This window comes from Neobacillus sp. PS3-34, assembly GCF_030915465.1.
Taxonomy (GTDB): Bacteria; Bacillota; Bacilli; order Bacillales; family Cytobacillaceae; genus Neobacillus_A.
In genome coordinates this window covers 1,415,000-1,438,539 of sequence record NZ_CP133267.1, presented here as the reverse complement: position 1 = coordinate 1,438,539, position 23,540 = coordinate 1,415,000, and the positions used below count along the sequence as shown (strand labels likewise).

The following is a 23,540-nucleotide window of genomic DNA, read 5'->3' as shown; positions in this document are numbered from 1 at the left end:
GTACGGTACCAAAAAAATAAGAATATTTTGTGAAATAGTGCTCCTTTGAATTTTAAATACTTATACTAAAAATAATAGATTTCCATTTAGATCAATGGCCGGCTTTTGGAGAGTAAATTGTCCTGTATAGGCATCTATTCTAATAGACGCTGTTATGGTAGGATGATAATGTGCAAATTAGAAAACGTATTATTTAAGGTAAACAAAGGGGCGTTAAACATGGGTATGAGTACCGAATACAGAATAGAAAAAGACTTTTTAGGTGAAAAACAAGTTCCAATTCAAGCTTACTATGGTGTGCAAACTCTAAGGGCAGTTGAAAACTTTCCAATAACAGGCTATCAGATAGAAAAAAGTCTAATAAAGGCTATGGCAATTGTAAAGAAGGCAGCAGCTATTGCAAATAATTCAATCGGTCAGCTTGAAGAGAAGGTTGCAAGCGCTATCATTTTGGCGGCTGATGAAGTGATCGAAGGAAAATGGCATGAACAATTTATTGTCGACCCCATACAGGGCGGAGCAGGAACTTCCATAAACATGAATACAAATGAGGTCATTGCAAATCGCGCTCTTGAATTAATTGGCCAGCCGATGGGAAACTATCATGCAATTAGTCCAAACTCCCATGTTAATATGGCGCAATCAACAAATGATGCTTTCCCAACTGCTATCCATATTTCTGTCCTTTCCTCTCTTGAAGTTTTATTAGAGGTTATGGAAAAGCTTCATCAAGCCTTTGAACAAAAAGCAATTGAATTTAATGATGTAATCAAGATGGGCAGGACACATCTCCAGGATGCAGTACCAATCCGCCTGGGACAGGAATTTGAAGCATATGCCAGAGTCCTAAAAAGAGATATTGAAAGAGTCCGGCATTCTAGGGAAAATCTTTATGAAGTAAACATGGGTGCAACTGCTGTCGGTACAGGGCTGAACGCAGATCCTCACTATATAGAAAAAGTGGTGGAAAGCCTTGCCGAAATAAGCGGCTTTCCGTTGAAGAAGGCAGAACATTTAGTGGATGCCACACAAAACACTGACTGCTATTTAGAAGTATCTTCTGCTTTAAAGGTTTGCATGATGAATATGTCAAAGGTCGCAAACGACTTGCGGCTAATGGCTTCAGGACCCCGCACAGGGTTAGGGGAAATAATTCTTCCTGCACGCCAGCCAGGATCATCCATTATGCCTGGTAAGGTTAACCCAGTAATGGCTGAGGTTTTAAATCAGGTAGCATTTCAGGTGATTGGCAATGACCATACGATTTGCCTTGCCTCTGAGGCGGGCCAATTTGAACTTAATGTTATGGAGCCGGTATTAGTCTTTAATCTGCTTCAATCCATTAAAATCATGACGAATGTATTTACCGTTTTCCGCATGCATTGCCTAGAAGGCATAGAAGCCAATCGGGAGAGAATGGAGAACTATGTAAACAATAGTGTCGGAATTATAACCGCAATCAATCCCCATGTTGGCTATGAAACGGCAGCTGCTATCGCCAAAGAAGCAATTGAAACAGGTAAATCGGTTAGAGAGCTATGCCTTGAAAAAAAGGTACTAACAGAAGTGGAATTGGACATCATTCTGCATCCCTATGAAATGACGGATCCTGGAATTGCAGGGAAAGAGCTAATCAAGAATAAGACTTTGCTGGAAGTATAATATAATGGAAAACCCAACAGATCCCTGAAAGTCTGTTGGGTTTTTTTGCAATTAAATGAATGAATAATTACTTGTGATGTTTGAAATGAGAGGTTAATCCGCTTTGTGAAGATTGCTATCAAATATGGCGTCTTCTGTATTAGGAAGATGCCAAAAGGTTTCTATCTTAATTTGATTTTCTGTCAGCAGCGACTTCAGCTCTTCCATAAAAACGCCACGTCCAGGGTCGCAGGAAGGGCTGCTCTGAATGCCGACAGTACCGGCTATATTATAGCCATTTTTAATATAATCTTTCAGTTGGAATACAAAAGGTTCGAGTATTTTACGACAATGATCTCTATACTTCTTATTGTCATATTCTTCATAGGTCATAGGTGGGCGTTCAAGACCAAGAAATGTAAACTCAGGACATGGCAGCTGTACAATCCCAAAACCTTTTTCTATTGCCCATTCCATGACAGAGGGGATTGCTCCAAGAGCTCTTGCTTCTGCTTCTATCACAGTGTTCTGATTGATAATACAATGTGAAACTAGAAGTATTTGTTTACTACGCTGCATGATTAGAATCTTTCTTTTGTGTGTAAATTTTTTTGACACCAGGTATTCTATTTAATAAAAACATGATCATTAGGCAGGTAAGAATTTTATCTACAAAATTTCCTGTTATTCTAGAAATGAAAGTAGAAGCAAATATGCTTTCTCCAGCAGACCGCGCCCATAAGACAACTAAATCCATTCCGCTGCCATTAAGACCCCCAAACAGTGCGACTGCAATAGGAGTACCAATAAGTGGAGCGATAATTGAGAGCAAGAAACCGGTTGACAGTGCAACATACCATTTTTTGAAATCAAATTTTCGGGCGATAATCCCTGTTACGATAGCAATAGCTACATTGACAAGACCAAAAAATACTGCTGAAGGTTCTGTTGTCACTCCCATTACAGCGTTGGTAAGTAAGCCTGTAAGTGAGCCCCACCAAGGACCAAATAAAACGGAAATTAACACTGTTCCAATCGTATCTAAAAAAGAAGCGGGATTTTCAACCATGATATAACAGTTCCCAAAACCACGTTTAAGGCGATCCCCATAGCTGAATAAACGAGAATAAGCGTTTTCCTGTTTCTCACATACTTCAACTCCTTTAAAATATGAATTCTGTCCTATATTAACATTATTTAACTATTTTTCCATGTATGTAAAGAAATATTTTTACGGTCAATGGCGATTTTGTAATAAGAGCATAAATATTTAATGAATTTATATTTGTTTTTTGTAACTACGTAGGTAGTCTGTATGAAATAAGAAGGTTTGTCCTTTCTCAGTAACCAGAGTAAACGGGGTATCAAGAGTGACCTGGGAAATTAAAATAAGCGGAGGTTTTCCGGTTATATGCAGAATGGAGCTCATTTCGGGGGAAATAAGCGGAGGTTTTCCGGTTAAGCAAAGAAAAGTACCCCATTTTCGCAGTTTTTAAGTAAATAGGCGGAATTTCTCCGTCTATTTAAGCTGTTTTCAATCCAATTTAATGATTAGACGGAAATTTTCCGTCTATTTTTCAGGCCGGATGTTTAACCTAATCTCCCAACAGATAAGAACGGATCCTGATGGTCCTAGTTGCAAAATTAACATCTTCTTTAAAGGCTCAAACCATCTTTTGGTGTGGGCTCTTTTTTCTGGTACCTAAGTAGTTACTGTTTTTTGAATGATATTTGTTGCAATTCATTTGTTATTTCGGTAAAGTGCAGAAGGAATATATTGAGTGAGAGGATGATTAAAGTGGAAAGAGTGAAAATGGCTGAAGATTTATCCTTTTCTCGAATTGTGCATGGACTGTGGCGCCTGGCTGAGTGGGATATGTCAGCGGAAGAGACTGTAAGCCTCATAGAGCAATGCTTGGAGCTGGGAATTACAACCTTCGACCATGCGGATATATATGGAGATTATACGTGTGAGAGCTTGTTTGGGAAGGCACTTGAGCTGGACCCGACTTTAAGGGACAAGATGCAGATTGTCACCAAATGCGGAATAAAATTATTATCTTCCAAATTTCCAGAACGCAGCGTGAAGCGTTATGATACAAGCCGTGAACATATTATTATGTCTGCAGAACAATCACTGAATAATTTAAAAACAGATTTTATTGATGTCCTTTTAATCCATCGTCCGGATCCATATATGAATCCTGAAGAAGTTGCTGAAGCATTTTCAATCCTAAAACAACAAGGAAAAGTTAAGTATTTCGGTGTTTCAAATTTTACTCCTTCACAAATTAACATGCTACAAAGTTATTTGGATTTTCCACTTGTAACAAATCAGGTAGAAATATCTGCTATGCATGTTGATACTTTTCAGGATGGGACGATAGAGCATTGCCTGGAGAACAGGATTGCCCCGATGGCATGGTCGCCTTTAGCGGGCGGTAAAATCTTCTCTTGGGACCATTTAGATACAGCAGAGCTTCGCCGTGTTCTGACAGAGGTTGGGGAAGAGACAGGGGTTGATTCCGTTGACAAGCTCATGTATGCTTGGCTGCTAAATCATCCCGCACGAATCATACCAATAGTTGGATCTGGGAAAATTGAACGGATCACAGCCGCTGCAGAATCAGTAAAAATAAAATTGTCACGTGAGCAATGGTTCAAAATTTGGATTGCATCAATTGGCCATGATGTAGCATAAACAAAACACGCCGGCGAGTCAGCCAGCGTGTTTTGCTTTTATAATAAAAATTCGCATAACCGATACTCAAACTGCCTCTGTCCTTCTTGCTGCAGTCAGGGAGGTCATTAAACCTACACAAAGAATCGTAATAAACGAGTAGAAAAACTTTTCAAGACCGACCACTTCAATACCGCTGATAATCACTATTCCATCAATTAGAAAAATGATTATTCCAACGTTGACAGAAGTTAATTTCGTCAGCAATTGCGCAAGTAAATCTGTTCCCCCAGTGCTTGTTTCGTAGCGAAGCATCAATCCAATCCCAATTCCAACAAGAAAACCCCCTATTATCGTACTCGGCAATATACCAAGCAGAAATCTCCCATCTAAAAAGGAAAATAAATCAATGCAAAAGGAAGAGATAATCAGCCCATGAAGGCTGTAATAAAAATAGCGCCGTTCAAAAAACCAGGCTAAAGCGTAAAGCGGCAGACTAAGCACAATGATACTAAGGCCTGTTGGCAGTCCATAAAAATAATGAAGAATTAAACCTATACCAATGACTCCGCCATCAAGCAAATGATGTGGGACTAAAAATCCATTTACACCAAAGCTTAAAAGAATACTCCCGAACAGAACAGCTCCTGTTTTTTCTATAATAAGCCATCACTCCAACTTGTCTTTTTCTTCTAAAATATGATTTTGGGAGGCATTTAGAATCAAGAATATAAAAAGATGGGATGTTTATAGGGGGAAACAAAAAGAGGCTGGCTCAATGGGATCGTCATTTAACGATCTATTGAGCCAGCCTCTTTCAACAATTAATGCGGCAAAAATGCCAGTTGATAAAAGAATAGTACAGCAAACAGATAAACCAAAGGATGGACATCACGCCATTTACCTTTGACTACCTTCATTAGCGGGTAGGAAATAAAGCCAAGCGCAATACCAGTAGCGATACTGGAGGTTAGAGGCATGCTAAGAATGATTAAAAAGGCAGGGAATGCCTCATCCAATTCATCCCACTTAATATGAGAGATGCTACCCATCATTAAACTACCTACAATGATCAGCGAAGGTGCTGTGATGGCTGATATTCCTGAAACAGCACCGACAAGCGGACCGAAGAATGCTGAAAGTATAAATAGAATCGACACGGTAAGCGTTGTAAGTCCTGTTCTTCCTCCTGCTGCGACCCCGCTTGAAGATTCGATATAAGCAGATGTTGGGCTTGTACCAAAAATAGCACCGATTGTGGTGGCGATTGAATCTGAAAGCAAAGCTTCACGGGCTCTTGGCAATGATTTTCCCTTCATTAATCCAGCCTGCTGTGCTACGCCAATCATTGTTCCTGTTGTATCGAAAATTGTTACCAATAAAAAGGAAAAGACGACCGCATAAAGACTGTGGTCAAACACTTGTCCAAAAGCATCAATAGGGTTGCTGATCATCAGTCCGTGCGGCAGCTTTGGAAGAGAAACAAAACCTTTATCAAAAGATAACTGCCCGGTAAAGAAGGCAATAGCTCCCGTAATTATCATTCCAAAAAACATTGCACCATTGACCCTTAATGTCATAAGGATCAGTGTGATAGCCAGCCCAATAAGCGCCAGAACTGCAGAAGGAGAGTGAAGATCACCAAGACCAACAAGATTTGTGGGATGTTTTGTGATAATCCCTGTCAGTCTTAAGCCGATAAAGGCAATAAACAATCCGATTCCTGCTGTAATTCCATGCTTCAAATTATCAGGAATAGCTTCAATCAATTTACTCCTAAATGGGGTAAGAGAAAGGATGATGAAAATGACTCCTGCTACAAATACAGCTGCAAAGGCAGTTTCAAAATCAATATGGCCATGGCTTCCAACTACTGAATAGGCAAAATAAGCATTCATTCCCATTCCCGGTGCAATAGCGATGGGATAGTTGGCGAACAGTGCCATCCAAAGAGTACCAGATACTGCTGCAATAATCGTTGCGATAAAAACCTGATCAAAAGGTACGCCGGCATCCGATAAAATAACCGGATTGACGATGACAATATATACCATCGTTAAAAATGTAGTTAAACCAGCAAGAATTTCCGTCTTGGCAGTGGTTTGGTGTTCTTTAAGCTTAAACATTGAGCACACTCCTAAATACGAACAATTAAAAATACATTTTATATAATATTCGTTTTTGGGGAAAAAATCAACTTCAAATAAAAAATACTTATCGCATTTTCGATAAGAATATAATTTCCTATAATGAATTCTTTATTTGAGTAGGCCTTGGAAAACCAATTGAAATGTTTGATTTCATTTTGGCGTACTCCTAAAACAGCCTGTTTGAATTGGATGTTGGGTGCCGATTCTGCAAGTCTGGTATAATATTGAATTGCCTGGAATTCATCGAGGTCCGCCCATTTTGGAGAAGCGCTAAAGTTCAGAGAAAGGGGAAAATATGCTGAAAGCAATTATTTTTGATTTTGATGGTACCATAATCGATACGGAGACAGTGTGGTTCAGGGTCTTTAAGGAAGTTCTTGAAGAACAATTCAGTCTTCATTTGCCTGTTGAGGAATTTGCTAAAGTAATTGGCACAACAGATGAAGTTTTATACCAATACATAGAATCGCAGCTTGGAAGGGATATTGACAAGAAAGAACTGAGAGAGCGTGTGGACCGAAGATTCCTTGATTTACGAGGTGTCCTGGAGGTACGGGAGGGAGTGCTTGAAAAAATTAAAGAAGCCCAAAGCCTCGGCTATAAAATTGCACTAGCCTCAAGTTCATCTAGGGAATGGATTGACGGTTTTCTGGAACAGTTTGATTTAAGAGGATATTTTTCAGTGATCAAAACAAAGGAAGATGTAGAAAAGGTTAAACCCGATCCATCTTTGTACTTAAAGGCTCTTCAGGAATTGGGCGTTGAACCGCAAGAAGCCCTCGCAATAGAGGATTCAGCAAATGGGGCTTTAGCTGCTATTGCAGCTGGAATGAATTGTGCGGTAATCCCCAATGAAGTAACATCTTTTTTGGAGTTTCATGAAAAGGCTGTCAGATCTGAAACATTCGGAGATTTACTATTTAAATAAGGAAAAGCCACGCTAATAATAGATAGCGTGGCTTTTGTGATTTTATAAAATAAGGTTAAGAAGATAATAAACAATTCCAGCAATAAGCCCGGAAATTGGCAACGTAATAACCTATGTAATCAGCATTCTTTGTGCAGTACCCCATTTAACACCTTTTAATCGGTGGGAAGAACCTACTCCTAGAATACCAGAAGAAATGACGTGTGTTGTACTGACAGGCAAGTGAATATAGGAAGCTCCGAAAATTACCAAAGCACCTGTTAAGTCAGCAGCAACCCCATTGATTGGACGAATTTTCATAATTTTGCCGCCGACCGTTTTTATAATTTTCCAGCCGCCGATAGATGTACCAAGTCCCATTGCAATAGCACAGGCTGCCTGTACCCATAAAGGTACTTCAGCATCTGGCTGTAGGTAGTTATTGGCAATTAAAGCCATTGTAATGATACCCATTGATTTTTGCGCGTCATTCGTACCATGTGAAAACGATTGTAATGCCGCTGTAGCAACCTGGATATAACGGAAATTGCGATTTGTCTTCGTTAAGTTTGAATTTCTAAAAATGACTTTAAAAATGCTGTAAATTATAAAACCTACTGCAAAAGCAAGGATTGGTGAAATAATCAATGCCTGCAATATCTTAATAAAACCAGTGTAATTAAGTGCCGAGAACCCAGCTGATGCAATTGCTGCACCCGCTATTGATCCGATAATAGCATGTGACGAACTGCTTGGAATACCGTAATACCAGGTAATGAGATTCCAAAAAATAGCTGATATTAACGCTGCAAGAATAACGACAGAGCCATTATGAAGCGTAAACGGATCAACAATATCCTTTGTGATTGCTTTTGCAACGCCCGTAAAAGTCATTGCACCGATAAAATTCATGATTGCAGCTAAAAGAATAGCTTGGCGCGGTTTTAGGGCTTTGGTGGATACAGAAGTGGCAATTGCATTGGCCGTATCATGGAAACCATTAATAAAGTCAAATGCAAGGGCACCGATAACAATAAAAATCGTTATTATAAATATGCTGCTCATATTAGGACTCCTTAAGCATTTTTCATAATGATAGTTTCTAATGTGTTGGCTACGCTTTGGCAGCTGTCTGCAATTTCTTCAAGGTTTTCGTAAATTTCTTTATATTGAATAATGCGGATAGGATCTTTTTCAATCGTAAACAAGTGTTTAATGGATTGGCGAAGGATATTATCGCATTTTGATTCGAAATCCTTTGTTTTAATGGCATGCTCTCTAATGGCAAGAAGCTTTTTACTTGATAAAAGCGCGATTGCCTTATCAATTTCATTTACACTGCCTTGAATCGCTTCTACGAACTGAAGCATAAAATCATCAGCTTTTGTGATGGAGTACATTTTGAATAGAGCCGCAGAGTGCTCCAAGCCGTCAAGTACATCGTCCATGCTGATAGCAAGATGAAGAATATCTTCACGCTCAATTGGAGTGATGAAAGCATCATTTAATTCTTTAATTACTTCATGAACGAATGAATCGCCTTTTGTTTCATATTCCTTCATCTTTTCAGAAAAGATCTTAAGATCACTTACGTTATTTAGTTTGTATTCTGTAAAGAAGTTGCTGCTTTCCTTTAAGTTCGCAGAGATATTACTCAATAGAAGCATAAACTTATCGTTCTTTTTCAATGCCATGTTTTTAACCCCCATTTTTTCATCCAAAAATTAGTTCACCAAACGAGTTTAATTTTATAAAAAAAATGTCGAATATGGAATTGTTAATAGTGAATTTACAAAAACTTAACAAAAGAATATTCTGAAAACTACACTCTAAAAATTTTCAATAATTGGTTTTGGACATATTTACAGCGGGAACAAAAAATCATATAAATGGTATACCCTAAAAAATGGATACTATCCTTTCAATGGTGTTTTGAAGTTAATCCGGTTATTTACGGCATATGCCGTTTTATATACAGAGCGAGCGCATTTGCGGTCGCTCTTTGTGTGGAGAAAAGACAAAAAAACTACTCGTTTAAATAATGGCGGAGAATATTATAGAAGAAACCGGGCAGAAATAAAGCTGTGCTGTTTTTCAAAGTCCTATTTTAAATGATGTGGTTTAAATAAAAAGATTTCGGGTATTTTAAAGGTACAAGCAGTTAGCAACAGCAAAAGAAAAACAAATGACCATTTAAAAGTTATGATTTTGCTGAACATCTGCTTGAGACTGCAGCAGTCGTATCCGGAAAAAAGTGAAATAATTATTAAAATTTTAAGGAGTGATTTAAATGAGTTTTCTTTGGGCTTTAATTATTGGAGGTATTATCGGTTGGTTAGCAGGTATCATCGTAGGTAGAGATGTTCCTGGCGGCGTCATTGGAAATATTATTGCAGGTTTTGTAGGTGCATGGTTAGGTGGCTTGATTCTTGGTGACTGGGGTCCTGACGTAGCTGGCTTTGCAATCATCCCGGCGATTATCGGTGCTGCAGTTCTCGTATTCATTCTCAGCCTTATCATGAAGGGCATGCGCAGAACTCACGATTAATAAAGAGTACCTCCCATTCGGGAGGTATTTTTTTGTCGTCTAGGAAATTATAAAATTGAATGAAGTGGATAACTTCTACAAGTTGTATTAATCTAGCTCCAGCGCCCAGCCCCTCGGGGTCATAAGCCAAATCACTCCAGAAATCAGGATTTCCTGCGTGATTCGTCTTATGCCTGTCGGGGCTAACCCGGGCGCTTGCGCCTTTTGTTCTTTGGTTGTTTTCTAAAGGATTGTTGTCTTGAAAATAGGTTTTTTAAAGAAAACCGTTGAAAAAGAAGTTGAATGGAGCGGAAGGTGCGAGCTCCTCGAAAATGCTCTCGCATTTTCTTCGTGCGGTGTTGATTCTAGGAGGCTCACCGCCCGCCCCGCGGAAAGCGAGCATCCTGGAGGGGAAATCAATTACTCCTTAATAGCAACAAAGTATACGAAAACAGACTTTTGTTTATAGCGTTTCGACACTTATATCCCTAAAAATAGGGGGATTATCTATGAATGGTGCATGACAGACAATCACTTCCTCTGTTAAGGGATGTTTAAATTCGAGCTTGGCTGCATGTAGAGCCTGACGTTTATAAATAGGTTTTCCTCCATATAAAACATCACCTGCGAGCGGATGCCCAATATGGCTCAGATGGACACGAATCTGATGAGTTCTTCCAGTATCCAGCCAGCACTTTATGATGGATATTTGTTTTTTGGGATCTTCCTTCAAAACCTTATAATGGGTAATCGCATCCTGCCCGGCAGGAGAAACGCGCCGTCTTGTTGCGTGATGGCGGTCACGCCCGATGGGCTCATGGATAGTCCCCTGTTTGCGGTATAAAATTCCCTGAACAAGAGCTAAATAAGTTCTTTTTATTTCCCTGTTTTCAAGCATTTTGTCTAAAAGAGCTCCTGCAAGTGGATGCTTAGCAAATAAAATGGCTCCTGAAGTATCACGGTCGAGCCTATGAATATGGCGGATATTTCTAATTTCGCCCCTTGCCAGCAAATAAAAGGCAGCTGCATTTGCAAGCGTATCATTGTCTCCTTCAGAGTTAGGATGTGTATTAATGAAGGGGGGCTTGTTGAAAACAATTAAATGATCATCTTCAAATAAGATTTCCACATCAATAAAAGCAGGTGACATAGAAAATTCTTCTTCTTCAAATAAAAGTATTTGCATCTTCGTTCCAGTGGAGAGCGGAACATTCCAGTTTGCCGGCTCACCGTTTAAATGTACTTTCTTTTGTGTTCGAAAGGAATGAGTTATTTTTTTTGGAACCTGCCACTTTTCTCTGAAAATCCCATCAACTGTAACCTCGTTCCACTCTTTAGGGATGATTATTTCATACCATTTACCTATTTTTTTAGTTAGCAGCAAATTTTTCTCCTTTCTGCACTAGTAGTACCTTTATTCAGTTTATCTGCCAACAGGGCTCCTAATTTTACTAAAAATTACCGTTACCGTGGGTATAATTACCACCCTAAAAATCTTCCTTAATATGTTATTCTAAAGTAAAGTTTAAAAGGATTAAAAAGGTGGGTTTTAAGTGAAGATTGTTTATGCATCTACACCCAGTCAGGAGGAAGAAATCAGCGATCTGATTCAATACTTTTACTCAAATGTTTTCCCTCGTTTTTTCTCAGATAAAAAGATAAGAGAATTCGAGCAGCTAAAAGTACTTCATGCATCAGTCCGGCATTTCGATCATTTTGGCACATTAAGAGAAGCCTTTCAAGTAATGGCAACCCTGCAAACAATGATATTCATTCTGGAAACAACAGAACAAGAGGATTATTATGAATCTTTATTCAACAAAAATGTTTATGTATTAAGGGAATATGGTTTTTACTTTCCATTCGAATACGAACAGTTCCTGAATGCTAAAGCAGTAAAGAGCAATGTTTTTAGCTTATATACAAGGCCAGCAAATGAAATGCTCATATAGCCTTGAAAAGTCTGCATAGGGTGCAGGCTTTTTTTTATTTCATTTTATTTTATTTTATTTTGACTTTATCACATCTTACCGGTGAAAATAAAATATCTGAATTAATTTAAATTAAAACATAAAGGCCATGGGAAATAGTAGAAGAGTAATTGAAGGATGGAAAAAAGGATCATTTACATATAAAATAAGAAATGCTTGCATTAGCAAATAATACATACTGTAACTTCTTTATATTATTTCGTGAATATGAAGGATTTTACAAAAAGAAAACGAAAAAATAAGAATACTTGAAATGCAGGAGGAGATCGAATGGCTTGGAAAGAAAAGGCGACCAAATGGATCGAATTTGAGCAATTAGATGATGAATTGAAATCACAATTAGAGGAAATTAAAGCTGATGAAAAACAGCTTGAAGAAGCTTTTTATAAAGATTTAGAATTTGGAACAGGTGGAATGCGCGGTGAATTAGGAGTTGGAACGAACCGGATGAATGTCTATACTGTCCGGAAAGCGTCAGCTGGGCTTGCGGCCTTCATCGAATCACAGGGAATCGAAGCGAAAAAAAGAGGAGTAGTAATTGCATTTGACTCTCGCCACAAATCACCCGAGTTTGCAATGGAGGCAGCCAGAACTCTGGCAACAAGAGGAATTCAAACCTATGTGTTCGAAGAACTGCGGCTACTCCAGAATTATCGTTTGCCGTCCGATTATTAAATGCATTTTCAGGTATTGTTATAACAGCAAGCCATAATCCACCTGAATATAATGGCTATAAAGTGTATGGCTCTGATGGTGGCCAGCTTCCTCCTGAAAGTGCTGACTCGGTTATTAGAAAAGTGAATGAGATTGAAAATGAGCTTTTGATTGAGGTTTCCAGTGAAGAAGAATTAATGAAAAGTGGTTTGATTAAAAAAATCGGAGAGGAAATCGATGCTGCATACACTGACAAGCTGGTTACGATTTCTGAAAATCCCGAACTTTCAAAGGGAACTGATTTAACAGTAGTGTTCACTCCGTTACACGGAACGGCCAACATGCCTGTAAGGAGGGCACTGGCACAGCTTGGATATAATAATATACATATTGTTAAGGAGCAAGAGCTTCCAGATCCGGAATTCTCGACTGTTAAAAGCCCGAATCCTGAAGAACATGCCGCGTTTGAACTCGCGATTCGCGACGGAAAAAAGGTTGGTGCGGATATTCTGATTGGAACGGATCCAGATGCTGATAGGCTTGGCATTGCTGTAAAGAATCCAGAAGGCGAATATGTAGTATTAACAGGAAACCAGACAGGAGCATTGCTGCTTGACTATATCCTCTCGGAAAAAACAGCAAAAGGTACACTTCCACAAAATGGAGTAGTCCTTAAGACGATTGTTACCTCTGAAATTGGACGAAAAATTGCAGCTGAGTATAATCTTGATACTATCGATGTCCTGACTGGCTTTAAATTTATCGCTGAAAAGATAAAGGAATATGAGGAGTCGGGTGAATATACATTCCTATTCGGTTACGAAGAGAGCTATGGTTATTTGATCGGTGACTTCGCGCGTGATAAAGATGCTGTCCAGGCGGCTCTTTTAGCTACTGAAGTTGCTGCGTATTACAAAAAACAAGGATTATCTCTGTATGATGGGTTAATGAAGGTTTTTGAAAAATATGGCTATTATTTAGAAGGCCTGCGTTCATTGACGTTAAAAGGAAAAGACGGCGCAGAAATGATCCAAAGAATTCTTGCATCCTTCCGATCTGAACCATTAACCTCTCTAGGTGATTTAAAGGTGCAGGCAGCAGAGGATTACTTGACCAGTCTTCGTCTGACAGGGAGTACCACGGAAACAATCGAACTGCCTAAATCGAATGTGCTTAAATATACCTTCACTGATGGGTCATGGGTTTGCCTAAGGCCGTCAGGTACAGAACCAAAAGTGAAGTTTTACTTTGGGGTTAACAGTACCAGCCTAGAGGAAAGCCAGCAGAAATTAAAGGCGGTTGAAAAAGCATTTATGGATCTCGTAGATGAAAAAGTGAAAATGGCAGAAGAAAAGTAATATTTGTTCTTATACATCCAGAAGGTAAACTTGAAGGGAAGTATAGTATATGTTAAAAGACCAAGTTGCAATTATCACTGGTGCGTCACGAGGAATCGGAAAGGAAATTGCCTTCCAGCTGGCCGGTCAGGGAATGAAGCTGACGGTAGTTGGAAGCTCTGATGAGGTGTATGCTTCTGCTGAAGAGTTAAAGCAGAAGGGGTTCACAAATATACTGGCAGTCCAGGCGGATATATCCAAGGAAGCTGACGTTCAGAATGTTGTCGCCAAAACGATGGAAGCTTACGGCGATATTGATTTGCTTGTTAACAATGCAGGTATAGGCTTCTTCAAATTAACAGAGGAAGTCACGTTTGACGAATGGCAGAAAGTATTTGAAGTAAATGTACATGGAGTATTCCTGGGGGCGAAAGCAGTTCTTCCTCATATGAAGGAGCGTAAATCGGGCACGATCTTAACCATTTCTTCAGATGTAGGGCGATATACGATTGCCAATGGCAGCGCGTATACCGCCACCAAATATGCTGTTCAGGGCTTCTCTGGATCGCTGGCACAGGAAGTCCGCGAATATGGTATCCGGGTTGGGACAATTAATCCAGGCATGGTCGACACCTATTTCGCAGGAGGCTCTCAAGGGGTTCCTGAAAAAGAGGATTGGCTAAAAGTTGAAGACATTGCAAAAGCAGTCGTTTACATGGCTTCTGCTCCCAAACACATGGTCATTGATGAAATCGTTCTACACCCGCTGATTCAGCAATATCCTATCGCTTAAAAAAAACGAGGAGAGACTCAGAAGAGCTCTCCTCGTTTTTTTAATTACCAGGCTTCATAATCACTTCCACGCGGGATTTGCCCATGAAAAAAATCGTAATTGCGGCAAGTGCGATCGGAATTAATGCGAGCATAAAGGTATGCGTAATGGATTCAGACATCGCATTCACGATTTTATCCAGGATAAATCCAGGAATTTTAGAACGTTGGTCCGATTGGAATATCTGGCGCGGATCGCCCATTTTAAAAGCAGCGCCTCCGCCCTGGCCACCCGCACCTTTAAAGGCTTCTTTTAATTTATCAGTAAACATGCTGCTTTGGATTGTTCCAAAAATAGTGACTCCCAAAGTCATTCCAAATGAGCGAAGGAATGAGTTGGTGGAATTCGCTGTGCCGCGATATTGCGGTTCCAAATTGTGCATGGATGCGGTAGGAAGAAGAGAAAATGAAAAACCTACTCCAAATCCAACCAGAATCATGTATAGAGTAACAAATGCTCTAGAGGTTTCAGGAGTCATTGTTCCAAGAAAATACATTCCAAAGACATAAGAGATGATGGACACGATCATTAAATTCCGATAAGTGGTTTTAGTAAGGAAGATACCGCCAAAGGAGCTTCCTGCCACGGAACCTAACATCATTGGTGTTAAAATCAATCCTGCATTTTTAGCTGAACCCCCGTAAACAGCCTGAACAAATATAGGAATAAAAACAGTTAAAATAATAAACGTGCCTCCATATAAAAACGCAAGAAGCTGAGAGGCAGCAAATAAACGTCTTTTGAAGAGCCATAGTGGTAAAATCGGCTCTTCTGCTTTTGCTTCCACAATGAAAAAGGCAATGAAGAATACAATGAAACTTCCAAATAAGCTTAGAATTTGTATAGAATTCCAGTCATATTCTTTCCCGCCCAATTCAAGGGCAAACATCAAGCTGACTACAGAGATGACAAGCGTAATCGCTCCTAGCCAGTCAATTTTTTGCTTGGAATGCTGCAGTGATTCTTTATAATATCGGACAATTAAAATGAGAGAAGCGATTCCGATTGGAACATTAACATAAAATACCCAATGCCAACTGATATAATCAGTAATGTAGGCACCAAGCAAAGGGCCGAGTACACTTGCTGCACCAAATACTGCACCGAGCAAGCCTGTCATTTTACCGCGGTTTTGAGGCGGGAAAATATCAAACACAATGGTGAAAGCAATCGGCATAAGAGCTCCGCCACCGATTCCCTGGATGGCCCTGTAAATACTTAATTGGACGATGCTCTCAGCAATGCCGCAAAGTGCAGAACCGATGAGGAAAACGGCCAATCCAAAAATAAAAAATCGTTTTCGGCCGTACATGTCGGACAGCTTTCCGAAAATTGGCATCCCGGCCATTACCGCTACCATATAGGCAGATGTCACCCAAATAAATTTGTCAAATCCCCCTAAATCAGAGACGATCGTCCCCATGGCAGTGGCAACAATCGTATTATCCATAGCGGCCAGTTAAAATTGCCAGCAGCAAGCCGGTGACAACCAGCTTAAGATTTTGGTCTCTTTCTACCATATATATCCCCCTAAAAAATAATTTTCTATAAATGCAGATGTTTTCCAAGATACCTAAGTTTATTTTAATAAATGAAAAATTGTCAATTTTTCATGGGCAAGACAGCACACTTCGCCTTGTTTTAATTATCATTTAGCCCCAGATCAAAGTTAAAAAGAAAAGCTGTCCATAAATTGCAATTTAGCAATTTCTTAGGACAGCTTGTAATGCTTATCGTTGGAAAAATTCGACCCATTCGCCGTCTGGTCCGTGGAAGAAGAAATAACGGTATCCATTAGGAAGAATAGTGATCTCCTCATCTATTAACCTCACATCTAATCCTTTAATACGTTCGAACTCTTCCTGAATGTTCTCTACTGTTACAGCAAAATGGTGGACTTTGCCTTCTTCAGGAAGATTGTCGTTATATCCTTGTATCAATTCCAATTCTGTTTCACCGTGGCTTCCAAAGCTCAGAAAGGCTAAAACCATATGTCCATCAGAATGTGTGAATCTGTCTATTAATTTCATCCCGACAATTTCCTGATAAAATGCTATGGAACGTTCAATATCTCTGACCATTACGCCAACATGGTCAATTTTTTTCCCCAACATACTAATTCCTCCCATACAATATGATTTCATAAGACGAGATTAACATTAAGATTTAATAAATAACATAGTTTAGTGGGAAAGAAAAGAAAAGTAAAGGAAATGAAATATGCTTGTCCTAATAGTGTCTGCTTCCGCATATTAATTATATAGAATTTATGTCATTTACCGCAGAAATTTATAAGGGGTGTGGAAAATAAAAACATAATATTAATTTATTTACTTTAAATGAAAAGTCATGTAAAGTTAATACCGTCAAAGCATATAAGAATAATAGGAAATGAAGAATATTAGTTAAAACTATTATTCTATTTGTAACTGAAATTTCTATACAGGGGGAAATATACACGTGCGCAATAAAAATGTGAACATGATTGTAGCCATTCTATTAAGTGTATTACTTGTACTTGCAGGCTGTTCTTCAAAGTCGACAGATAAAGCAAGCACGAACGATAAGAGTAAGGAAGGCAAGAAGCCGGATACATTTATTTATGGAATTGATGGAGATCCCGGAAATGCAGTAAATGTCATTACAACGGGTGACCGTTACGGATTGATGGAAATTAAGGCACTATACTCACCGTTGTACATGTACAATGGAAAAGACGACATCAAGTATTTTTTAGCTGAAAGCATGACACCTTCATCCGATTTCTTAACATATACAGCAAAATTAAGAAAAAATGTCACGTGGCATGATGGCAAACCATTTACAGCTGATGATGTAGTATTCACTTACAATGAAATGTTAAAAGAGTCTAATGGCGGCTGGGCAAGAAGTCAGCTTATCTTTAACAACAAGCCAGTCAAAGTGGAAAAAGTTGATGACTATACTGTGAAATTTGTTCTGCCTGAGGTAAGTATGGGTGCAATGGAAGCATTGGGAAATATCTTCGTAATGCCTAAACATGTTTATGATGGCGAAACAAATATAGCTAACAGCCCTAAAAATGCAGTACCTGTTGGTACAGGTCCATACAAATTCAAGGAATATAAAGCAGGGGAAAGCGTTACTTTTGTAAAGAATGATGATTATTTCTTAGGGGCTCCAAAGATTTCAAAGGTTGTATACCGTATTATTATGGATGCAAATACAGCTACAATGGCGCTTCAAAACAGAGAAATTAATGCACTTGCCATCCAGCCTTCTGATACCAGTAAGTTTAACAACAGCTCAAATATAACCTTGAAACCTTATGATGAAGGACGAATCGGTTATTTAGCCTTTAATTTAAGTTCAAAAGCAGTGCAGTCAAAAGAAATTAGACAGGCAATTGCATATGGCCTAAATCGAAAAGAAATAATTACTGCAAGCTACATTTCAAGTGATTATGCAAAACCTGCCTACTCATTCTTGCCAAGAAAAGCAACCTATTACACTGATAATGTTGAAAAGTATAAATTTGACAAGAATAAGGCAAAAGATCTGTTAGCCAAAGCAGGAGTATCAGGTTCAAAATTAAAACTTGCTTATACAGCCAATAACCCGATCCAGCAAAAGCAAGCCGCAGTCATCCAACAAAATCTGCAAGAAATCGGAATAGACGTGGAGCTAAAAGGCTTGGACGGAACTGCTCTAAGTCAAAAACTTCAGAGCGTGCAAACAGACTTTGATATGTATCTTGGTGGATACATCATGGGAATTGACCCAGATACTTTTAATTCCCTTTTTGTAACTAATGGTTCAGCAAACTATATGCATTACAGTAATACGAAAGTGGATGACTTATTTAATCAGGGCCGAGTTGAGAAAGATGATTCAAAGCGTAAAGCAATTTATGAAGAAATTCAAAAAAATATTATTGATGACGCTGCATTCTATCCAATCACAGAAAACAAACGGATCCTTGCTATTGATTCTAGAATAAATGGAATAGAGGATGCTGCATTAGTGCCAGTCTATACATTTGAAGATATGTCTAAGCTTTCCTATTAATAAAATAAAAAAGTAGAAATAAAGATAAACAGTTTTGCTGTTTATCTTTATTTATTAATAAAAGAAATAAAGAATCATATTTAGTGGAATAAAAGTTCGAATGCGGACAAATAAGGAGTGAATTCTCTTTTGTTAAAGTACATTTATAAAAGAATCTTGCAGGCAATTCCTTTACTTATCATTATCTCTGTTATTTGCTTTGGGCTCATTCAGATGGCCCTGTACGATGCAATTGATGCAATGACAACGCCGAATATGACGAAGAAAACGGTAGAACTGATTAAAGCAAGATATGGGTTGGATCAGCCAGCCTATATGCAATATTTTTACTGGGTTAAAGGGATATTGAGTGGTGAATGGGGATATTCAATCGTTACACATGAAAGTATTTCTAAAGATCTTGCCGCAAGAATTCCGAATACAATTATGCTTGTTCTACCAGCCTATATTTTAGCATTGTTTTTGTCTATCATTCTGGGGCTTATCTCGGGTGCAAGAAAGGGTAAGCTGGCTGATAAAATAATAGATGGATTGAGTTCTTTTGGAATAGCAATTCCTAGTTTTTGGATGGCGATGATATTAGTATTTATTTTTGGGTACCGTCTTAATATTTTTCCTATTTTAGGGATGCACACGATAGGGAATGAAGGCTCGTTTTCAGATCTTCTTAGCCATATGGTATTACCTTGTACAGTTTTAACGCTTTCATTTATGCCTGAGCTTGTCCGTTATATCCGTTCCTCCACAATTGGCCAGCTTTCCGAAGACTATGTTATGGTACAACACGCCTATGGAACAAATCCTGCGGTTATTCTCTTTAAACATGTTCTTCGTAATGTTTTGCTTCCAATCATTACGATTGTAGGTATGAGTCTTCCGATGTTGGTTACAGGTGCAGTGGTGACAGAAACAGTTTTTGGCTGGCCGGGCATTGGCACTTATTTTGTCAAAGCCATTCAAGGCTTCGATTATCCGATTGTAATGGCAATTATGCTCCTTTCATCAAGTTTAGTAATTATCGGAAATCTAGTTTCAGATATTTTGTACAGTATCGTAGATCCACGAATAAAGGGAATGGGGGAATAGAAGTTGGCTGCTGAAAGAAATAGAAGAATAGAAAAGTTTAAAATAGAACTTAAAAGAAATAAAACGGCTGCCTTTGCGTTAATATTCCTCGTTTTAATTATTATACTTTCGATTTTCGCCTTTTTATCGCCATTTCCTCCTAACAGAGTGGACGTTACGAATGTATTGATTGAGCCAAATTCAATGCATCTGTTTGGAACAGATGAGCTTCGCCGGGATTATTTAACCCGTGCATTATATGGAGGCAGGATCTCTTTAACGGTCGGAATCTTAGCGATGCTGATATCTACCAGTATTGGTGTCTTAATTGGAACGATTAGTGGTTACTTCGGAGGCCGTATTGACAATTTTTTGATGAGAATGGTCGATGTTATTTCTTCCATCCCGTGGATGATTCTTGTAACAGTGGTTAGTATTTTTCTCACTCCTGGTTTGAAAGCTATTATTCTCGTTATTGGGCTTTTTACATGGATGAGTACAGCCAGGCTGGTCCGTGCTGAGACACTCTCCATTAAAGAAAGAGAATACGTCCTGTATGCAAAATCATCAGGCCAATCAATGAAAAAAGTTATCATAAAACACATTATACCAGCAGTTTTTCCTACCTTTATTGTGGCATCAACGGTAAGTATTGCAAATGCCATTTTAATGGAATCAGCACTGAGTTTTTTAGGATTGGGGATTCAACAGCCGTTATCTTCGTGGGGAAGTATGCTGCAAAGTGCTCAAGGGAATTTGGGGACTGCACCTCATATGGCGATATTGCCTGGGCTGCTTATTGTACTAACTGTATTTTCTTTTAATAAATTAGGTGATGTTCTAAGGGCCGTTGTTGAACCAAAAACAAGCGGAAGATAAGGAGGGACATAGATTTATGACACACACCATAGAAGAAAAAAGGAATCTGCTTGAAGTAAAAGGTCTAAGAACTTCCTTTTATGATGGGGATTCCAGGATAGAGGTAGTCAGGGGTATTGACTTTACCGTCCAAAAGGGTGAAATACTGGGGATTGTGGGTGAATCAGGAAGCGGAAAAAGTGTCATGGTGAAATCTATTTTGGGCGTTATTCCTTCTAATGCTAAAGTTGATGAAGGAGAAATTCTTTTAGATGGAAAGCATATTGAGAGTTTAACCAAAAAAGAAAAAAGAGCGATGAGGCCGTGACATTGCGATGATCTTTCAAGATCCCATGACAGCCCTAAATCCCTTAAAAAAAGCAGGAGACCATATTTTAGAGCTTTTAATACGTGTGAGAGGCATGAAAAAGAAGGCAGCCAGGCTTGAAGCCATTGAACTGCTTAAAATGGTAGGAATCCCCTCTCCTGAAAAAAGGGTGAATCAATATCCGCATGAATTTAGCGGAGGGATGAGACAGAGGGTTCTGATTGCAATGGCTTTGGCATGTAATCCGAAGCTTTTAATTGCGGATGAGCCAACAACCGCACTTGATGTAACGATTCAGGCGCAAATTCTTGAATTATTGAAGAAGCTTCAGAAAGAAAAAGACATGTCCGTGATGTTAATTACACATGATTTAGGTGTCGTAGCCACTCTTTGCAGCCGAATCATCGTTATGTATGCAGGAATGGTCATGGAAGAAGGAATGGCACATGAAATCTTTTATGAACCTAAACATCCATATACAAAAGCTTTATTAAATTCCATTCCTCGTGTGGATGGAGAAAAATCAAGATTAAAGCCAATAAAAGGTTCAGCACCTTCTCTAAAAAATGTTACACAGGGATGCCCTTTTTCTGACCGGTGTGAATTTGCCATTGATAAATGTTTTGAAATGGTTCCTGAATATAAAAATTTTTCAGCCACACAAAAATGCATGTGCTTCTTAGCCGGAGGAGGGGATGAAATTGATGGCTGACACTCGCCAAAAGCTTATTGAGGTGAAGAATTTAAAAAAATACTTCCCATTAAAAACATCACTATTTAAAAAAGATAACCGAGTAGTGAAAGCGGTCGACGATGTTTCTTTTCATATCTATAAAGGGGAAACCTTTGGACTGGTTGGAGAATCAGGATGCGGTAAATCAACCTTGGGGAGAACATTAAATCGTTTGTATGATCCTACTGCGGGAGAAATTATTTTTAATGGGAAAGATATTGCAAAAATGAATACAAGAGAGCTTCAACCCTACCGGGAAAAAATGCAAATGATTTTTCAAGATCCCTATTCTTCACTAAACCCTTATATGAACATCGGTGAAATTATAGATGAACCAATGGAAATTCACACCAAACTTTCAAAAAGTGACAGAAAGAAAAGGATAATTGAAATTTTGGAAAAGGTGGGATTAAAAGAAGAAGACCTGGATAAGTTTCCGCATGAATTTAGCGGAGGACAAAGACAAAGGATTGGTATTGCAAGGGCACTGTCTATAAATCCCGAATTTATTCTGTGCGATGAAGCAATTTCTGCACTTGACGTCTCCATTCAAGCGCAAGTAATAAATATGCTGGAAGATTTACAGAGTGAGATGAATCTCACCTACTTGTTTATCGCACACGATTTATCGATGGTTCGCCATATCTCTGATCGAATTGGCGTGATGTATCTTGGGAAAATTGTCGAGATATCAAAAAGCGAAGATCTGTACACGAAGCCATTACATCCGTACACTCAAGCTCTGCTGTCTGCCATTCCAATTCCCGATCCAATTAAAGCACAAAGTAGCAAAAGGGAAATCATTAAAGGTGAGCTGCCAAGTCCAATAGAACTGGAAACGGGCTGCAGATTTAGAACGAGGTGTCCTTTAGCGAAACCGATATGTGCGGAAGTGGATCCTGAATTAAAAGCAGTGGACGGTGAACATATGGCAGCCTGCCATTTATATTAATATCTAAAGGCCGTTTTCTATAAGATTGTTGTTTTGTAAATAGGTTTTTAAAAGCAAATCGTGAAAAAGAAGTTGATTGGAACGGAAGGTGCGAGCTCCTCGAAAATGCTATCGCATTTCCTTCGTGCGGTGTTGATTCTAGGAAGTTGATTCAACGTCCTGCGGGAGCAGCGGGACAGGTGAGACCCCACAGGCGCTGTGCGCCGAGGAGGCTCACCGCCCGCCCCGCGGAAAGCGAGCATCCTGGAGTGAAAGTCAAATACTCCTTATATAGCAACAAAGTATACGAAAACAGCCTATCTAAAAGAGATAAAAGTGGGGGAGTTCAAGTTGGAAAAAGTAAAATTGGCATTAAATTATGCACTTATGATTGAGATGATTAAGGCAAAAGGATATCAGTCCAATGAAGTCATTGATTTCCTGGAGGAAGGAAATGAACCCTTTCTGGAAAGTTTAGGAGAAGGGATTCCCACCTGGAAAACAATGATTGAATTCTATGAGCAAAATAAAGAAAAGTGCCAACAAGCTATTACAGAAGGTTATCAGATTACTTTTCTAACTAAAGGCGCACTTAAATCATTGCTGTCCATTAAGTTTAATATGAAAGAGGCCAGGATTTCGTTGATACCGGAGAATTTCTGGACCAGGTGAAAATCACGGATGAAAATCTCCAAGCCTTAAAAGATATAATCTCTAAAAATTGGAAAATCATTATGCAGGAAAAAAGTAGTGATCAAGGTTTTAACAAAATTAACATTGAGCTTACACATAAACCCGTTTTTAATATATAAACAAAAAGCCAAAGGCTGAATTAATTTATTCAGGTCCTTTGGCTTTT

The 23,540-nt window shown here is 38.9% G+C and carries 18 protein-coding genes and 4 pseudogenes; 13 read left to right on the top strand and 9 right to left on the bottom strand.

From position 1 onward, the window contains the following. The first annotated feature begins 219 nt into the window (after nucleotides 1-219). Nucleotides 220-1,662 carry an aspartate ammonia-lyase gene (aspA, locus tag RCG23_RS07340; RefSeq protein WP_308179190.1) on the top strand — a complete coding sequence of 481 codons (1,443 nt, stop codon included), beginning with the start codon at nucleotides 220-222 and terminating at the stop codon, nucleotides 1,660-1,662. Between the two features lie 93 nt (nucleotides 1,663-1,755). On the opposite strand, the gene RCG23_RS07335 is transcribed toward aspA, so the two are convergent. Together RCG23_RS07335 and RCG23_RS07330 are read right to left on the bottom strand one after the other, a co-directional pair. Further along, complete coding sequence (locus tag RCG23_RS07335; RefSeq protein WP_308179189.1) at nucleotides 1,756-2,220, bottom strand: CD3072 family TudS-related putative desulfidase; 465 nt, start codon at nucleotides 2,218-2,220, stop codon at nucleotides 1,756-1,758. Beyond that, on the bottom strand, nucleotides 2,210-2,710 hold the full coding sequence (locus tag RCG23_RS07330) for a CD3073 family putative ECF transporter S component (protein WP_308179188.1): 501 nt from the start codon (nucleotides 2,708-2,710) through the stop codon (nucleotides 2,210-2,212). The genes RCG23_RS07335 and RCG23_RS07330 overlap by 11 nt, the downstream gene beginning before the upstream one ends. 729 nt (nucleotides 2,711-3,439) lie before the next feature. Between RCG23_RS07330 and RCG23_RS07325 the strand changes: the two genes are divergently transcribed. Continuing rightward, nucleotides 3,440-4,342: an aldo/keto reductase gene (locus tag RCG23_RS07325; RefSeq protein ID WP_308179992.1), complete on the top strand. Its 903-nt coding sequence runs from the start codon at nucleotides 3,440-3,442 to the stop codon at nucleotides 4,340-4,342. A 66-nt stretch (nucleotides 4,343-4,408) separates the two neighbouring features. Here RCG23_RS07325 and RCG23_RS07320 read toward each other — a convergent pair whose 3' ends face one another. After that, nucleotides 4,409-4,984, bottom strand: a complete 576-nt coding sequence (locus RCG23_RS07320; RefSeq protein ID WP_308179991.1) for a YitT family protein — start codon at nucleotides 4,982-4,984, stop codon at nucleotides 4,409-4,411. Nucleotides 4,985-5,145: 161 nt separating this feature from the next. Next, nucleotides 5,146-6,447 carry an NCS2 family permease gene (locus tag RCG23_RS07315; protein ID WP_308179187.1) on the bottom strand — a complete coding sequence of 434 codons (1,302 nt, stop codon included), beginning with the start codon at nucleotides 6,445-6,447 and terminating at the stop codon, nucleotides 5,146-5,148. A gap of 319 nt (nucleotides 6,448-6,766) precedes the next feature. On the opposite strand from RCG23_RS07315, the gene RCG23_RS07310 reads away from it, so the two are divergent. Further along, complete coding sequence (locus RCG23_RS07310; RefSeq protein ID WP_308179186.1) at nucleotides 6,767-7,399, top strand: HAD family hydrolase; 633 nt, start codon at nucleotides 6,767-6,769, stop codon at nucleotides 7,397-7,399. Between the two features lie 42 nt (nucleotides 7,400-7,441). Here RCG23_RS07310 and RCG23_RS07305 read toward each other — a convergent pair. Then, nucleotides 7,442-8,443: pseudogene (locus RCG23_RS07305) on the bottom strand (anion permease). A gap of 11 nt (nucleotides 8,444-8,454) precedes the next feature. Further along, on the bottom strand, nucleotides 8,455-9,072 hold the full coding sequence (locus RCG23_RS07300) for a DUF47 domain-containing protein (RefSeq protein ID WP_308179185.1): 618 nt from the start codon (nucleotides 9,070-9,072) through the stop codon (nucleotides 8,455-8,457). A 596-nt stretch (nucleotides 9,073-9,668) separates the two neighbouring features. Here RCG23_RS07300 and RCG23_RS07295 point away from each other — a divergent pair. Next, nucleotides 9,669-9,926 (top strand): GlsB/YeaQ/YmgE family stress response membrane protein, encoded by a 258-nt coding sequence (locus RCG23_RS07295; protein WP_308179184.1) that lies wholly within the window; start codon nucleotides 9,669-9,671, stop codon nucleotides 9,924-9,926. A 442-nt stretch (nucleotides 9,927-10,368) separates the two neighbouring features. Here RCG23_RS07295 and RCG23_RS07290 read toward each other — a convergent pair whose 3' ends face one another. Then, on the bottom strand, nucleotides 10,369-11,289 hold the full coding sequence (locus RCG23_RS07290) for an RluA family pseudouridine synthase (RefSeq protein WP_308179183.1): 921 nt from the start codon (nucleotides 11,287-11,289) through the stop codon (nucleotides 10,369-10,371). Nucleotides 11,290-11,458: 169 nt separating this feature from the next. Here RCG23_RS07290 and RCG23_RS07285 point away from each other — a divergent pair, with 169 nt between their 5' ends. The 3 genes and pseudogenes from RCG23_RS07285 to RCG23_RS07275 all read left to right on the top strand — a co-directional run bounded on the left by RCG23_RS07285 (nucleotide 11,459) and on the right by RCG23_RS07275 (nucleotide 14,680). After that, nucleotides 11,459-11,857, top strand: a complete 399-nt coding sequence (locus tag RCG23_RS07285; RefSeq protein ID WP_308179182.1) for a YhcU family protein — start codon at nucleotides 11,459-11,461, stop codon at nucleotides 11,855-11,857. A 309-nt stretch (nucleotides 11,858-12,166) separates the two neighbouring features. Beyond that, a pseudogene (locus RCG23_RS07280) lies at nucleotides 12,167-13,908 on the top strand (phospho-sugar mutase). A gap of 49 nt (nucleotides 13,909-13,957) precedes the next feature. Further along, a complete protein-coding gene (locus RCG23_RS07275; RefSeq protein WP_308179181.1) occupies nucleotides 13,958-14,680 on the top strand; it encodes an SDR family oxidoreductase in 723 nt (240 codons plus the stop codon). A 40-nt stretch (nucleotides 14,681-14,720) separates the two neighbouring features. Here RCG23_RS07275 and RCG23_RS07270 read toward each other — a convergent pair. Both RCG23_RS07270 and RCG23_RS07265 read right to left on the bottom strand, forming a co-directional pair. Then, a pseudogene (locus RCG23_RS07270) lies at nucleotides 14,721-16,239 on the bottom strand (MDR family MFS transporter). A gap of 210 nt (nucleotides 16,240-16,449) precedes the next feature. Further along, on the bottom strand, nucleotides 16,450-16,833 hold the full coding sequence (locus RCG23_RS07265; protein WP_308179180.1) for a VOC family protein: 384 nt from the start codon (nucleotides 16,831-16,833) through the stop codon (nucleotides 16,450-16,452). 346 nt (nucleotides 16,834-17,179) lie between these two features. Between RCG23_RS07265 and RCG23_RS07260 the strand changes: the two genes are divergently transcribed. The 6 genes and pseudogenes from RCG23_RS07260 (at nucleotide 17,180) to RCG23_RS07230 (ending at nucleotide 23,353) form a co-directional block, all read left to right on the top strand. After that, entirely contained in the window at nucleotides 17,180-18,766 is a 1,587-nt protein-coding gene (locus RCG23_RS07260) for an ABC transporter substrate-binding protein (RefSeq protein WP_308179179.1), read from the top strand. A gap of 129 nt (nucleotides 18,767-18,895) precedes the next feature. Then, the gene (locus RCG23_RS07255; RefSeq protein ID WP_308179178.1) at nucleotides 18,896-19,852 is read left to right on the top strand and encodes an ABC transporter permease; all 957 of its coding nucleotides are present in this window, start codon (nucleotides 18,896-18,898) and stop codon (nucleotides 19,850-19,852) included. A gap of 3 nt (nucleotides 19,853-19,855) precedes the next feature. Further along, a complete protein-coding gene (locus RCG23_RS07250) occupies nucleotides 19,856-20,710 on the top strand; it encodes an ABC transporter permease (protein ID WP_308179177.1) in 855 nt (284 codons plus the stop codon). Nucleotides 20,711-20,726: 16 nt separating this feature from the next. Further along, nucleotides 20,727-21,729: pseudogene (locus RCG23_RS07240) on the top strand (ABC transporter ATP-binding protein). Beyond that, a complete protein-coding gene (locus RCG23_RS07235; RefSeq protein ID WP_308179990.1) occupies nucleotides 21,722-22,702 on the top strand; it encodes an ABC transporter ATP-binding protein in 981 nt (326 codons plus the stop codon). The pseudogene RCG23_RS07240 and the gene RCG23_RS07235 overlap by 8 nt, the downstream one beginning before the upstream one ends. Before the next feature lie 330 nt (nucleotides 22,703-23,032). Continuing rightward, nucleotides 23,033-23,353, top strand: coding sequence for a hypothetical protein (locus RCG23_RS07230; RefSeq protein ID WP_308179174.1), 321 nt, complete (start codon nucleotides 23,033-23,035; stop codon nucleotides 23,351-23,353). Nucleotides 23,354-23,540 lie beyond the last annotated feature (187 nt).

What these genes read in the sequence shown, in the direction of transcription:
- RCG23_RS07310 (WP_308179186.1), top strand. Translation starts at nt 6,767, where the DNA reads ATGCTGAAAGCAATTATTTTTGATTTTGATGGTACCATAATCGATACG.
- RCG23_RS07265 (WP_308179180.1), bottom strand. Translation starts at nt 16,833, where the DNA reads ATGTTGGGGAAAAAAATTGACCATGTTGGCGTAATGGTCAGAGATATT.
- RCG23_RS07300 (WP_308179185.1), bottom strand. Translation starts at nt 9,072, where the DNA reads ATGGCATTGAAAAAGAACGATAAGTTTATGCTTCTATTGAGTAATATC.
- RCG23_RS07330 (WP_308179188.1), bottom strand. Translation starts at nt 2,710, where the DNA reads ATGGTTGAAAATCCCGCTTCTTTTTTAGATACGATTGGAACAGTGTTA.
- RCG23_RS07335 (WP_308179189.1), bottom strand. Translation starts at nt 2,220, where the DNA reads ATGCAGCGTAGTAAACAAATACTTCTAGTTTCACATTGTATTATCAAT.
- RCG23_RS07295 (WP_308179184.1), top strand. Translation starts at nt 9,669, where the DNA reads ATGAGTTTTCTTTGGGCTTTAATTATTGGAGGTATTATCGGTTGGTTA.
- aspA (WP_308179190.1), top strand. Translation starts at nt 220, where the DNA reads ATGGGTATGAGTACCGAATACAGAATAGAAAAAGACTTTTTAGGTGAA.
- RCG23_RS07235 (WP_308179990.1), top strand. Translation starts at nt 21,722, where the DNA reads ATGGCTGACACTCGCCAAAAGCTTATTGAGGTGAAGAATTTAAAAAAA.
- RCG23_RS07315 (WP_308179187.1), bottom strand. Translation starts at nt 6,447, where the DNA reads ATGTTTAAGCTTAAAGAACACCAAACCACTGCCAAGACGGAAATTCTT.
- RCG23_RS07275 (WP_308179181.1), top strand. Translation starts at nt 13,958, where the DNA reads ATGTTAAAAGACCAAGTTGCAATTATCACTGGTGCGTCACGAGGAATC.